We start from the raw sequence: 13,989 nt of genomic DNA, 5'->3' as shown, positions 1-13,989 counted from the left end.
CACGTCGGGCGCGAAGAGAGGTAACCCAGGTCCTATACCAGAACCCGGGCCACATACCCCTTGGCCGACTGCCCGCCTACAACAGGGGCACCCGGTCGTGCAGCTCCCGCTCCGGCAGGCTGGAGAAGTCCGAGGCCAGGTCCAGCCGCACCCGCTGCTTCACGCGCGTGCTCAACAGGCCCCGCATCTTGCCCAGGAACGTGGGCGGCGCGGCGATGACCAGCTCGTCGAAGGCCCTTGAGTCCACCCCCTTGTCCAGACGCGCCGACAGCTCCCGTGCGAAGCGGTCGTGCTCCAGGTCCCTCCGCCCGTTGGGATCGTTCTCCGACGCCGGGCCGTGCAGCGTGCCCGCGTTGGGATTGTCGGCCTGGTTGAACAGGTCGACGGGCTTGGTCCGGCTCTCGTCATGTTGGAACTGCTCGATGAGGTCCCACTTCTCCGCCTTCGCGTCCGTGGCGAAGAGCCGGGCACGACTCGCGTTGGCCACCAGGATCCAGAGCCTCTTGTCCGCCATCTTCACGCCTCCTTGGGTCGTGTCTTGAGGAGTGCGGACCCCCTTCGTCCCCGGCAAGCTTCCCCCAGCGAGCACTCCGACCTCCGAGCGGAGTCCAGGCGACCCGCCTGCCGCACCCTTCATGCCGGGAACAGTCTTCCCGACACCGTGCTAGCGGCCCTTCCGCCCACGTTGACCAACCGCATCCAAGCGGCGACCATCGATGCCGGGGGAACAGGACGGGAGTGCGCTGTATGGAGAAGTATTTCAATGTCCGTGGACGGAAGGTACGTGCTCGCCGCACATGGGACAGCTCCATGCGGGGTGGGGCGGTCCAATCGTCACGTGGAGAAAGTTTTTCCGTCGTTGGAGCGATAGATGCTCGCCCCAGGGTTGCAGGGTTGCCCGACCATGGAAACCTGATCCCCCCATGGTCACCGACGATCTCTTCGCCCACACAGTCCTGTCCGGCCACGGTGAAGCCGTGAGCGACAGTGGCGGGATGCCGGCTCCGGTGGTGGCTCGGCCTGGCGAAGAGGTCCAGGAGGGGACGGTGCTGGGCAACTACCAGCTCGAACGGCTCCTGGGTGAAGGCTCCATGGGGCGGGTGTTCCAGGCGCGGCACGTGCGGCTGGGCCGGCAGGTGGCGCTCAAGGTGCTGCGGCCGGAGCACGCGCGGGACAGCTCGTTCGTGCAGCGCTTCTTCCAGGAGGCGCGCACCGTCAACCAGATCAACCACGAGCACATCGTGGAGATCTTCGACTTCGTGGATGAGTCGCCGCACGGGCACGTCTACTGCGTGATGGAGCTGCTGCGCGGCCAGAACCTGGGCGCGCTCCTGAAGGAAGAGGGGCTGACGCTGGCGCGGGTGCAGCGCATGGGCGTGCAGGTGTGCGCGGCGCTGGGCGCGGCCCACCAGGTGGGCGTGGTGCACCGGGACATCAAGCCGGACAACCTCTTCATCAGTCATCGCTCGGGGCAGGCGGACTTCGTGAAGGTGCTGGACTTCGGCGTCGCCAAGCTGATGACGACGCAGACCGGCGTGAGCCTTACCGGCACGTTGGATGGCACCATCATCGGGACGCCCGCGTACATGGCGCCGGAGCAGGCCGCGGGCCTCCCGGTCGACGCCCGCGCGGACATCTACGCGGTGGGCAACATCCTCTACGAGATGCTGTCGGGGCATCCGCCCTTCCAGGCGTCGGCCTTCGGGCAGTTGGTGGTGCAGATCATCACCCAGCCGCCGCCGCCGCTGCCCGCGCACCTGCCGTCGGGTGAACCGATGCCGCCCGCGCTCGCGGCGCTGGTGATGCGCTGCCTGGCGAAGGAGCCGGAAGCCCGTCCGCAGCAGTTGGCGGAGGTCACCACCGCGCTCCTGCTGCTGCCGGCCCTGACGGCGGAGCCCGCCCATCTGGCTCCAGTCGAAGAGCTGGAGCGCCCCACCGTGCGCATGCGGATGCCGTCCGCGCTGCGCGACCGGCGACTCCAGGTGTCGGCGGCGCTGGCCGCGCTGGCGCTGGTGTCCGGCATCACGACGTGGAAGGGCCTGCATCCGGCGCGCACGCCCGAAGCCGACGTCGCCCAGGTGGCGGGGGCCCCGGCTGTCGCGGGCCGTCCCGCCGCGGGGGCGACCGACGCGGTGACGCTGACGGTGCAGTCGTCCCCTCCCGGCGCGAAGGTCGTCCGCGTGGACACCGGGGAAGAGCTGGGCGTCACGCCGCTGACGAAGGCGCTGGAGCGGCGGTCGATGCCGTCGCAACTGCGGGTGGAGCTTGCGGGCTACGTGCCGCTGGAGCGCGCGGTGGAGCTGAAGCAGGATACCGCCGCCGCGGAGCTGACCGTGCCGCTCGTGAAGTCGAGTCCGGGGCCGCGCCGTGCGCCGGCTCGCGGGACGGGTCGCAAGGGAGGAAGCAGGGATGCGGTCATTGATCCATTCGCGCCGCATTGACCGCAAGGCGCTGAGCCTCGTGCTGGCGCTGTCGTTGGGAGCTCCGTTGCAGGTGGTGGCGGCGGCGGAGGCGCCCACGGCTTCTTCGGAGGCGCAGGCGCGCGAGAAATTCTCCGAGGGCAACCTGGCGTACGACCTGGGGGAGTTCGACCGGGGCCTCAAGGCCTTCAGCGAGGCGTACCGCCTCAAGCCGCTGCCCGCGTTCCTCTTCAACATCGCGCAGTGCCACCGGCAGTTGAACAACCCGTCGCGCGCGGCCTTCTTCTACCGGCGCTACCTGGCGCTGTCGTCGGAGGAGCCCGCGAACGCGGACGTGGTGCGCGAGCTCATCGCGGAGATGGACAACAAGGTCCGTGTCCAGGAGGAGCAGCGCCGCGAGCGCGAACGCTTCACGCGGGACCGCGAGCTGCAACGGGCGCGCGAACAGGCCGCGTTGGCGGAGGCTCGCGCCAGCCAGGCGAAGCTCGCCGCGAATCCGGCCGCCGCGCAGCAGAAGAACGGGGCCTCCGAGGCCCTGGCGATGCAGGTGCCGGAAGGCGCGGTGACGGCGCAGGCCTCCAAGCCCTGGTCGCGTCGCTGGTACGTCTGGGCCGGCGTGGGCGCGGCGGCGGTGCTCGCGGGTGGCGCGGTGTGGCTCGCCACGGCGCCCAACCCCCGGGACACGACGCTCGGCACCGTGGGGCGTTAGGGCCCGTCGTAGGGCTCGGGCATCGGGGCTGCTGGCCTCGGTGCCGGGACATGACGCTCGGCACCGTGGGGCGTTGGGGACCGTCGCGGGGCTCGGGCACCGGGGCTGCTTGGCCTCGGGTTCGTCGAACTCAGGTGCCACGTTCGGGACACCTGGAGAGGGGCGCGGGGCTTCGACGGTCGCGCTCGAAGTGCCCGGTCGCGGGCACCCGGACTTCGCTTCAGCGCGGCGGCGGCGAAGCGGAGGCCTGTGCGAGCACCTGCGCGGCGATGCGGCCGATGCGCGCGTTGAACGTCGCGGCGTCGTGGAAGGTGAGGCGCACGTCGCCCACCTTCAGCTCATCTCCGGGATGCAGCATCCGGGGCTGCTCGGGCTCCAGCGCCTCACCATTCACCGTCGCGGGCTTGGAGTGCGCCAGCCGCTCCACCGTCCAGCGCCCCTCGGTGGTGGGGTGCAGGGCCAACTGCTCGCGCGACACCGTGGCGTCGTTGACGACGAAGGTGTTGTGCTCGGCGCGCCCCAGCTTGAGGGGGCCGCGCTCCGCCACGCCCATCAGCTCGAAGCACAGCGCGTCGCCCGCGGGCAGGCAGTCGCGCAGGTCCATCATGGGCAACCGCGTCGCCGACACGTTCTGCTCTTCGGGGACGTTCCACGCGCCCGCTTCCCACACCAACCAGGGGTGCGGGTACTTGGCGTTGAACTTCTCCTTGAGGGCCATGTGCTGGCGGATGAGCAAAGAAAGCAACAGGGCGCGCATGTGCCCGACATAACCCCATCAGGGCCCCTTGCCGCCACCGCGCATTCGCAGGTGTCCACGAGTGGTCGAATGGCTGGCGGGCCCCGGTCCGGGCGCTACAGCCGGGCGATGACGGCCCGGGCCATCCGCTCCGGCGCCGCCGCATCCAGGGTGAGGAACAGGCACGGCTCCGTCACCTCCACCTCCTGCAGGCGGGTGTGTCCCGCGTTGTCCGTGGCCACGTCCACGCGCGCGTACAACAGCCGCGAGCCACCGGATGCCTCCAGCACCGCCTCCGCCACCTTCAGCTCCGCCGGGTTGTCCGGGGTGAACGCGTGCGGCTCCGCGAAGCCCCGGGGCGCTGAGGCCAGCGTGGGCGGGCGGCGCACCGCGTGGCTGAAGACGCCGTTGAAGAAGATGTAGGAGCGCTCGCCCTCCGTCTCGAAGGCGGTGAGGTAGGGCTGCACCATCACGTCGCCCTCCTTCGAAAGCTCCGCCACCTTCGCGCTCGCTTCACCCAGCGCGTCCCTCCGGAAGATGAAGACCTTGAGTCCGCCGGCCGCCACCGCGGGCTTGAGCACCACCGCGTTCCAGTCCCGTTCGCGCGCCACCTGCTCCACGTCCAGCGTGCCGCCGGGTGCCACCCAGACGGTGGGCGTCAAGGGCAGCCCCTGGGCCTCCATGTCCTTCAGGTAGCCCTTGTGCGTGTTCCAACGCAGCACGTCCAACGGGTTGAACAGGCGGCTGACGGCGTCCACGCGCTCGGCCCAGGCGAGGAACTCATCGCGGCGCAGGTGGCTGTCCCACGCGTTGCGCACCACCGCCGCGCGCACCCGGCTCCAGTCCACGGTGGGGTCGTCCCAGATGACCGGCCGGGCATCCAGCCCCAGCTCGCGCAGGGCGGGCACCAGCGGCGCATCCAGCGGGTACAACTGCGGCATTCCTGCGTAGGTGATGACGGCGATGTCCAAGGCGACGCACTCCGGGAGCGGGGACGCGTCGGGTTCTAGCGCGCTCCCCGGCCCCGCGCAGCGCCTGCTCGCGCCGCCCGGACCTTCGCGTCCAGGGTGCCCGGGCCTCAGGCCGAGCGCACGGCCGGCGCCTTCACGGCGGCGAAGGACTCGGAGTCCTCCTGCGTCAGCGCCGTCGCGAGCGCCTTCGCTTCGCGCGCCACCCGTCCCAGCTCCGCCTGTCCATGGGGGAAGGGGGCTGCGGGGCCCTCCAGCGCCAGGAGCTGCTGGCGCAGCGCCGCGCCGTTGGGCGTGCGCCGCTGCGGGTCCTTCTGCAGCAGCGACATGACGATGGCATCCAGCGCCACCGGCACCGCGGGGTTGAGCTGCGAGGGCGGGACGACCTCTTGATCCACCGCCGCGCGCAGCAGCAGCTCCTCCGAATGCCCGCTCAGCGCGCGCCGTCCGGTGAGGGCCTCGTGCAGCGTCAGCCCCAGCGCGAACAGGTCCGCCCGTCCGTCGAAGTCCCGGCCCATGGCCTGCTCCGGCGCCATGTACCCCAGCTTGCCGCGCACGCTGCCGGCCACCGTGAGGTTCGCGCGGGCCGCGTCGCGCGCGATGCCGAAGTCCGACAGCTTCACCTCGCCGATGCGAGAGATGAGGACGTTGGGCGGGTTGACGTCGCGGTGCACCAGCCGCAGGAGCTCTCCGTCCGGGCTCGTCTTGCGGTGCACGTAGTCCAGCGCGGACGCCAGCTCCGCGGCCAGGAACGTCGCGGCCGACAGCGGCAACGGCTTGCGGACCTGCGGCTTGAGCACGCCGCTGAGCGGCAGCCCGTCCACGTACTCCATCGCCAGGAAGTAGGTGCCACCGTGTCGTCCCAGGTCGAACACCTGGACGATGTTGGGGTGGTTGAGCGTCGAGCACAGCTCCGCCTCGCGGCGGAACATCGTCACGAAGGCCGCGTCGTCCGCGAACGACGGCAGGATGCGCTTGAGGGCCACCTGCTTCTCGAAGCCGCCCTCGGGCGAGTACGTGGCCCGGTACACCTCCGCCATGCCGCCCGCGCCCAGCCGCTCATGCAGCACGTACTTGCCCATCACCTCCTGCTCGCGCAGCGACGCGAGCGCGCTCCGGGTGCGCTCCAGGAAGTGCCGCGCGAGCACCGCCGTCAGCGCCCCGGTGGCCACGAAGAAGAACGCGCGCACGCAGATGAACAGCGGCGCCAGCGTGATGAGCGGGTTCTCCGGCAACAGCGGCCGCACGAAGCCGAAGTAGAGCGTCAGGTACTCCGCCGCCACCAGCGCGCCCGCGGCCAGTCCCAGGCGCGGGTTGCTGCGCAGGCCCGCCAGCGTCACCAGCGCGCCCCAGATGACGATGGTGGGCGCGGTGAGCGCGTAGACGGGGCCCTGGTAGCGCAGGTCGAATGTCAGCACCACCGCCGGGATGCTCACCTCGATGGCCACGTTGAGCCACGGGATGGCCGGGTGGAAGACGCCCTTGCGCAGCACCGCCCACATCACCGCGTAGTAGCCCGCCAGCACCACCGACAGGCCCATCAGCGCCAGCGTCAGGTCCCAGCCCATGGACGGGCCCAGGGCCGCGGCCACCACCACGCAGATGCCGGACAGGATGCTCATGAAGCGCGCGACCGACAGCTCACGCGCCTGCGCATCGCGCCGCAGGTGCCCTTCGAGGAAGCGGGAAACGGTACTCGACGGATTCCGGGTGATCATGTGCCCCCCTACTCTAGACCTTGTGCGTCCGCGTCATGAGCACGCTCCCCCACACGTTGGGTGCGCTCCTACCACACCTCCAGGCACACGGCGGACGCTTTGAGTCCCACGAAGTGGACTTCACGGGTCAGGTATCGCTGAAATGTTGCACCCCGGGTCCTCTGCCACGTGCGAGGTCCGGGGTGCTCTTCGTCGCTCCGACCTTTCTCGGCACTGCCTTTCCGGCAGGAGGCTTCATGCGCAGCTCCCCCCGCTTATTGCTGGCCGCCCTGGGCGCGGTCCTCCTCTTGGGCAGTGCCTGTGGATCCGATGATCCCGAAGTTCCCGTGGTGGTGTGCGGCGACGGCAAGAAGGAGGGAAGCGAGCAGTGCGACGACGGCAACAAGGAGGGGGCCGACGGGTGCGAAGCCAACTGCACGCTGTCTCCGTCGAAGTGTGGCGACGGCACCAAGGACGCCACGGAGGTATGTGACGACGGCAACGATGTGAGCGGCGACGGGTGCGAGGCGGACTGTACCGCCACGCCCACCAAGACGACGCGGTGTTGGGCCGCGCCTCCCGCGGCGCTTCCGGACGGCGCCACGTGCGCGGTGACGAAGGCGGGCACGGCGGGCACGCTGTTCACCGGCGTGGTGCTCACGGACGGTGAGACGTTCCTGGGCGGCCAGGTGCTGGTGAACGCCCAGGGCTCCATCACGTGCTCCGCCTGCGACTGCTCCCAGACGGCCGGCGCCGCGGACGCGACGCAGGTGATGTGCCCCACGGGCGTCATCTCCCCGGGCCTCGTCAACCCGCACGACCACATCACCTACCCGGGCGCGCCCCAGCCGGGCACCAGCGCGGAGCGCTACGAGCACCGTCACGACTGGCGCACGGGCAGCAACAAGCACACCCGGCTCAACAACCCGGCCAACTCGAAGGCGGACGCCATCCTCTGGTCGGAGCTGCGCCAGGTGATGGCGGGCACCACCTCCATCGCGGGCGCGGGCGGGGCGAAGGGCTTCCTGCGCAACCTGGACGTGGCGGGCTCGAACGGCGCCGCGCAGCAGGAGGGCCTGGCGGAGGGCTCCGCGGACTCGGACACCTTCCCCCTGGGTGACAGCAGCGGCACCACGCTGGTGGGCAGTTGCGCCTACGGCTCCTTCCCGTCCGCGGCGGACGTGGCCTCGCGCACGTCGGCGTACCTGCCGCACGTCGCGGAGGGCATCGCGGCCACGGCGCAGAATGAGTTCCGGTGCCTGTCCTCGGGCTCCGCCAACGTGTTGTTCCCCCGCTCGGCCATCATCCATGGCGTGGGCCTCACCGCCCGGGAAATCTCCCAGATGGCGGCGCACGGCACCGGGCTCATCTGGTCGCCGCGCTCCAACATCTCGCTGTACGGCGACACCGCCATGGTGACGGCGTTCAAGACGCTGGGCGTGTCCGTGTCGCTGGGCACGGACTGGATCCGCTCCGGCTCCATGAACATCCTGCGCGAGCTGCGCTGCGCGGATCACCTCAACACCACGCGCTTCGCCAAGACCTTCACGGACGAGGAGCTGTGGCGCATGGTGACGGCCAACGCGGCCGACGCGGTGGACGTCTACGAGAAGGTGGGCCGCATCGCGCCGGGCAAGGTGGCGGACCTGGCCATCTACCGGCAGGGCAGCTACGCCGCGTCCCCGCACCGCGCGGTCATCGCGGCGGAGCCCGCGGACGTGGTGCTGACGATGCGCGGTGGCAAGCCGCTCTACGGCGACCAGGCCCTGGTGGACGGCCTCAAGGGCGCGGACACGTGTGACGCGCTGGCCGTGTGCGGCACGGCGAAGGCCGCGTGCGTGCAGTCGGAGATTGGCAAGAACCTGACGGCGTTCCAGGGCTCGTCGGACACCGCGGGCCTCTACCCGCTGTTCGCGTGCGAGACGCCGACCAACGAGCCGACGTGCGAGCCGACGCGCAGCGCGGTGGGCACCGCCTTCCCGGTCGCCGCGGTCAACGGCTCCACCGTCTACACGGGCGTGGCGGGCGCGGACGACACGGACGCGGACGGCATCCCCAACGCCACCGACAACTGCCCGGCCATCTTCAACCCCGTGCGTCCCATGGACGACGGGCGGCAGGTGGACACGGACGGCGACGGCGTGGGCGACGCGTGCGACCCGTGCCCCCTGGAGGCGGGCACCACCGCGTGCGTGGCCTCGCGAGGCGATGACGACGACCACGACGGCGTGCCCACGTGGCGCGACAACTGCCCGTTCGTGACCAACGCGGACCAGAAGGACACCGACAGCGACGGCAAGGGCGATGTGTGCGACGGCTGTCCCACGGACGCCGGCGTGTGCTCGGCCACCGACCCGTCGGACTTCGACTACGACGGCATCCTCGCCCCCGGCGACAACTGCCCGCTCGTGGCGAACCCGGACCAGAAGGACGCGGACAATGATGGCGTGGGCGACGAGTGCGACCCGTGCCCGGTGCCGAACCCGAACGGCTCCGCGTGCGCCGTCACCGTCTACGACGTGAAGACGACGCCCACCTCCGGCAAGACGTCGCTCGTGGGCGTCAAGGTGGCGGTGGACGGCGTGGTGGTGACCGCCGTGGATGCGAATGCGACCGCGACGCGTGGCTACTGGGTGCAGGTGGCGAACTACCCGTCGGGCAAGGGGGCGGAGAACTCCGGCCTCTACGTCTACGGGGAGAAGGCCAACGTGGCGGTGGGCGACAACGTGAAGCTGGAAGGCACGCTGACGGAGTATTTCGGCCTGCTGGAGCTCATCAACGTCACGGTGACGAAGAACAGCGCTTCCAATGCGTTGCCCGCGCCGGTGGTGGTGCGCACGGAGGCCATCCGCACGGGCGGTCCCCAGGCCAAGGCCCTGGAGGGCGCGCTGGTGGAGGTCCAGAACGTGTTCAACACCCGGCTGGAGAACGCCCAGCGCGAGTTCATCATCGACGAGAACAAGTCCGGGGACCCGGCGCTCACGGGCCTGATGGTGGACGACCAGGCCTTCAGCTATCCGGTGCAGGTCCTGGGCACCGAATACCGCGTGGTGCGCGGCGTGCTGACGTACACCTTCAGCAACCACAAGCTGCTGCCCCGGAGCGCGGGTGACATGCAGATTCCGCTGCCGCCCCTTCCGGCGCTGACGGCCTTCACGTCCGGCGGCTTCGTGCGCGTGGGAGGCTCCGACGCCATCCCGCAGAAGCTCACGGTGACGATGGCGTCCAGCTACCCGGTGGACGTCACCGTGGCCATCGCGTCGAGCGACGCGACGGCGCTGAACGCGGTGGGCGGACAGGTCGTCATCCCCGCCGGCCAGACGAGCGCTACGGTGGCGCTCCAGGCGCTGGCGCCCGCGGCGGCGGTGACCCTCACCGCGACGTCGGGCACGTCCACCCAGACGGCCACGCTGCGCGTGCTGGGCACGGCCGAGTCCGCGTCCCTCGCGAACCTCACGCCGCAGACGCAAGGCGTGGCGCCGGGCGGAACGGCGCGCTTCACCGTGACGTTCGACCGGCCCGTGCCGGCCGGCACGACGCTGGACCTCGCGGTGTCACCCGCGGGCTTCGGCACCTTCTCCAACACGACGGTGGCCACCGACGTGCTGAGCACCACCTTCGACTTCACCGTGGACGAGGCCAGCACCGGCGCGGGCACGGTGACGGTCACGAATGGCACGGACACCCTGAACGCCACCGTGAACGTCATCACCGATGTGCCCCGGCTGGTGTCGCTCTCCCCGTCCACCGCCACGGTGAACGCGGGCGCGCAGCAGGTGTACACGGTGACGCTGGAGTCCGCGCCCACGACCGCCGTGCAGGTGCTGCTGTCGCTGACGTCGCCCACGACGGGCACGGCCTTCGGCTCGCTTTCCAGCACGTCGGTGACGGTGAACCCCGGTGAGACGACGGCGACGGTGACGTTCACCGCGGCGGCGGAAGGGGAGGGCACGGGCTCCGTGTCCGCCTCGCTCAACGGACTCACGCGCACGGGTGCGCTGACCGTGCTGCCCCCGCCCGCGAAGCTCTCCAGCATCACGCCGGACGTGGTGACGGTGAACGCGGGCAAGACGCAGGTGTTCACCGTGACGCTGGACCGCAAGGCGCCGGCGGGCGGTGCGACGGTGGACGTGGTGCTCGCGCCCTCGGGCGTGGGTGAGCTGTCGCCCGCCGCGACGGTGACGGTGGCGGAGGGCCAGACGACCGCCACGGTGACGTTCACGGCCGGGGCCACGGCGGGCAGCACCCAGCTCAACGCGTCCTACGCGGGCGTGACGAAGTCCGCGGCCATCACGGTGAACGTCGTCACCGGTGCCGGCCACGTCGTCATCAGTGAGTTCGCCCCGGCGGGCCCGAGCGGCGCGAATGACGAGTTCGTGGAGCTCTACAACCCCACGAACGCGGAGGTGGACCTCTCCGGGTGGAAGCTCCAGTACAAGAGCGCGGCCGGCAAGACCTATGGGGCCGCCACGGTCATCGCGCTCCCCGCGGGCGCGAAGATCGCCGCGCATGGTTACTACCTGCTGACGGGCAACACCTACTCGAGCGCCAGCACGGCGGCGTCCGATTTCTCGTTCGGCGTCACCATCCAGATGGCGGCAGGCTCCGGTCACATCCGCCTGGGCCTGCCCGGCATCGGGCTGGAGAAGACGGAGGCGCTCGCGGTGGACACGGTGGGCTATGGCGCGGACGCGGACTCGGCGGAAGGCGGAACCCCCATCGTGGGTCCCCCGGCCGCCGCTGGCACCTACGAGCGCAAGGCCAAGGCCGCCTCCACCTCCGCGACGATGGCGGTGGGGGGCGAGGACGCGGTCCTGGGCAACGGCTACGACACGGACAACAATGCCGCGGACTTCGTGATTCGCGCGGCGCGCCAGCCGCAGGGTTCGCAGAGCACGACGGAAGCGCTGTAGCGCGGCAGGCACCTTCCGCTTCCCTCGAACCTGGGGGAAGCGGGAGCCCTCACCGCTGGAGCCACTGAAGTGACAAGACGCCCGCTCCCCACCGCATCCGGGGGCCGGGCGTCTTCGTTTCCGGGGTCGTTAGCCCAGCGGGCCGCGCACGTGCAGGCCGCCAGAGAGGATTTGATCCAACGACGCCATCAGCGGGTCGTAGTTCACGGTGGTGCGGAACAGGTTGTGGTGCAGCAGGATGCCCAGGTAGCCGCCCATCATGGTGTGGGCCATGTGCAGCGGGTCCACCTCCGAGCGGAACTCCTGCCGCTTCTGGCCGTAGCGGATCATCCCCGCCAGCACCTGCACGTAGACGGCGATCTTCTCCCGCAGCAGCTCCGCCACGCGGTCATTGGACTCCGCGGACTCGGCGGACAGCATTCCGAAGAAGATGCCGTATTCGCGGTGGTAGCGCAGGAACTGCGAGGTGCGCGAGACGACGAACACCAACTGCTCCCGGCCGGACAGCGGCCGGCGCTCGGTGAGCAGTGGCAGGAATTCCGCCTGGTAGCGGGAGTGCAGCTCCTCGATGGCCGCCAGCAGCAGGTCTTCCTTGGTGGGGAAGTGCCAGTACAGCGCGCCAGGGGTCATCCGGATGGCCTTCGCCAGGTCCGACATCGTCGTCGACAGGTAGCCCCGCCGAGCGAACAACGTGATGGCGGCCTCCAGGATTTCCACCCGCGTCCGCGCCGCCCGCTCCTGCTTGATTTCGCGCTTCGCTGGTTCCTTGCTCATTTCCGGGTAAATCTACACCTCACGCCAGAAGCGTCACCTTAACGATTTCAGACGGTGCGCCGACGCGCAGGGGCGGGCCCCAGAAACCGGTGCCCCGGCTGACGTAGAGGTGGCGGTCGCCCTCCTGGAAGAGGCCGGCGTCGTGCTTCCAGATGGCGGAGACGGCGACGGTGAAGGGGAAGAACTGCCCGCCGTGGGTGTGTCCGGACAGTTGCAGGCCCATGCCGGCCTTCGCCGCCACGTCCCAGTTGGAGGGCTGGTGCGCGAGCAGCACGCCAGCGCGGCCCGGGTCCCGGCCGGCGAGCGCGGCGTCCAGGTTGTAGCCCTGGGGCCCGTTGCGCATGGACCAGTCATCCACGCCCACCAGGTCGAACGCGCCGCCCGCATCCCCGATGGACACGTGGCGGTTTCTCAGCACCGTGATGCCCAGGCCGCTGAGCGCGTCCGCCCAGGTGCTCGCGTTCCAGTAGTACTCGTGGTTGCCGGTGATGAAGTGGGTGCCCGCGCGCGCCTTCAGGTTCTGGAGCGCGGCCACGGAGTGCCCCAGGTCGCTCACCGTGCCGTCCACCAGGTCTCCGGTGATGGCGACGAGGTCCGGCTTGAGCGCGTTGCAGCGCGACACCAGCTCGTCCATGAAGCGGCGCTGGATGATGGGGCCCACGTGGATGTCGCTCACGTGGACGATGCTGAAGCCGTCCAGGGCCTTGGGCAGGCCGGGCAGCCGCACGGTGACTTCATTCACCACGGGCGGGTGGAAGGCGCTCCACATGCCATAGCCCGTCAGTCCGCCGGCCGCGAGCACCGCGCCGCCCGCGGTGGCCCGGGCGAGGAACCTGCGCCGGTCCTCGTCCACGGCGGGTGGCGGGACGGTGATGGACAGCTCCGCCAGGGAAGGCGTTCGCGCTGTCTCCGGGCTGACCGGACCCGAGGCCGTGACCGGGGCCGGGGGGATGCCCCGGTGGCCCCGCGTCCGGGCGACGAGCCAGCGCACCCCGCCCAGCGCCGCCAGGGAGAGCAGCAGGTACACGGCCACGCCCATCCAGGTCCACGACATGACGGCGATGGCGAACGCGGAGGGCAGCACGCGCGTCACCACCCACGACAGCAGCAGCGGCAGGCACAGCGCCGTCAGCAGCACCTTGCCGGTGAGCCGCCACGCGCGGCTGTCGGACGTGTCCCGGAACAGGCGCCGGTACAGATAGATGTGGACGTAGACCGCCGCGACGCCGACGACGAAGAAGAACAAGATGAAGCGCAACGGGCTTTCCATGGCGGCCCCATCCTCGCGCGCACGCGTCACGACGCAACCGGCGCGCGCGTGAAGAAGCGTGAAGCGATGGGGGCGAAGCGGGGAAGCCGGTTATTTCCGGGCGTCGCCCAGCGCCACGCCAATCTGCTGCCACTCCTGGGCGTAGGTGCCACGGGAGAAGGCGCGCAGGTCGTCGGACGTCACCGTGCCGCGCGTGAGCGCCGTGTCGAGCGCGCGCACGATGGCGGCCTTGTGCGGCTGCTCCACGAAGGGGTTGTCCTCGCGGAACACCTCGCCGAAGAGCGACTCCAGGCGGCCGTCCTGCTTCAGCCGCTCCACGATGCGGTTCTGCGACACCGGCGCATCCGAATGCGCGTGCAGCATGGCGGACGCGATGCCGCTCTGCGCGTCGGCGTCCGGGAACTCCTCCAGCAGGCCCAGCTCCATGTCGGCCTGGGCGATGGACTCCGCGTCCGCGGGCGAGGGCGGGGGCTTCACGGCCGGCGTCTGCGCGGGCGTGGGG

Annotated in this window: 10 protein-coding genes; 3 read left to right on the top strand and 7 right to left on the bottom strand. The window is 70.5% G+C overall.

What is annotated here, in order from left to right:
- Positions 1-76 precede the first annotated feature (76 nt).
- On the bottom strand, positions 77-514 hold the full coding sequence (locus D7V88_RS08655) for a host attachment protein (protein WP_120540141.1): 438 nt from the start codon (positions 512-514) through the stop codon (positions 77-79).
- A 409-nt stretch (positions 515-923) separates the two neighbouring features.
- Between D7V88_RS08655 and D7V88_RS08650 the strand changes: the two genes are divergently transcribed.
- Together D7V88_RS08650 and D7V88_RS08645 are read left to right on the top strand one after the other, a co-directional pair.
- Positions 924-2,441, top strand: a complete 1,518-nt coding sequence (locus D7V88_RS08650; protein ID WP_120540140.1) for a serine/threonine-protein kinase — start codon at positions 924-926, stop codon at positions 2,439-2,441.
- Positions 2,410-3,129 carry a tetratricopeptide repeat protein gene (locus D7V88_RS08645; RefSeq protein ID WP_147448666.1) on the top strand — a complete coding sequence of 240 codons (720 nt, stop codon included), beginning with the start codon at positions 2,410-2,412 and terminating at the stop codon, positions 3,127-3,129. Before D7V88_RS08650 ends, D7V88_RS08645 begins: the two co-directional genes overlap by 32 nt.
- A 220-nt stretch (positions 3,130-3,349) precedes the next feature.
- Here D7V88_RS08645 and D7V88_RS08640 read toward each other — a convergent pair whose 3' ends face one another.
- From D7V88_RS08640 to D7V88_RS08630, 3 genes are all read right to left on the bottom strand, one after another.
- The gene (locus D7V88_RS08640; RefSeq protein ID WP_120540138.1) at positions 3,350-3,886 is read right to left on the bottom strand and encodes an FHA domain-containing protein; all 537 of its coding nucleotides are present in this window, start codon (positions 3,884-3,886) and stop codon (positions 3,350-3,352) included.
- Positions 3,887-3,981: 95 nt separating this feature from the next.
- Entirely contained in the window at positions 3,982-4,836 is an 855-nt protein-coding gene (locus tag D7V88_RS08635; protein ID WP_120540137.1) for an ATP-grasp domain-containing protein, read from the bottom strand.
- Between the two features lie 107 nt (positions 4,837-4,943).
- Positions 4,944-6,551, bottom strand: a complete 1,608-nt coding sequence (locus D7V88_RS08630) for a serine/threonine-protein kinase (RefSeq protein WP_120540136.1) — start codon at positions 6,549-6,551, stop codon at positions 4,944-4,946.
- 236 nt (positions 6,552-6,787) lie between these two features.
- Between D7V88_RS08630 and D7V88_RS08625 the strand changes: the two genes are divergently transcribed.
- On the top strand, positions 6,788-11,443 hold the full coding sequence (locus D7V88_RS08625; protein ID WP_120540135.1) for a lamin tail domain-containing protein: 4,656 nt from the start codon (positions 6,788-6,790) through the stop codon (positions 11,441-11,443).
- Positions 11,444-11,572: 129 nt separating this feature from the next.
- On the opposite strand, the gene D7V88_RS08620 is transcribed toward D7V88_RS08625, so the two are convergent.
- The 3 genes from D7V88_RS08620 to D7V88_RS08610 form a co-directional block, all read right to left on the bottom strand.
- A complete protein-coding gene (locus D7V88_RS08620; RefSeq protein WP_120540134.1) occupies positions 11,573-12,217 on the bottom strand; it encodes a TetR/AcrR family transcriptional regulator in 645 nt (214 codons plus the stop codon).
- 19 nt (positions 12,218-12,236) lie between these two features.
- The gene (locus D7V88_RS08615) at positions 12,237-13,487 is read right to left on the bottom strand and encodes a metallophosphoesterase (RefSeq protein ID WP_120540133.1); all 1,251 of its coding nucleotides are present in this window, start codon (positions 13,485-13,487) and stop codon (positions 12,237-12,239) included.
- A gap of 90 nt (positions 13,488-13,577) precedes the next feature.
- On the bottom strand, positions 13,578-13,989 hold a 412-nt coding region (locus tag D7V88_RS08610), incomplete at its 5' end, for a hypothetical protein (RefSeq protein WP_120540132.1).

Source organism: Corallococcus terminator, assembly GCF_003611635.1.
GTDB lineage: Bacteria > Myxococcota > Myxococcia > Myxococcales > Myxococcaceae > Corallococcus > Corallococcus terminator.
The sequence above is the reverse complement of the archived record's forward strand: the minus strand, read 5'-3'. Positions and strand labels throughout refer to the sequence as shown.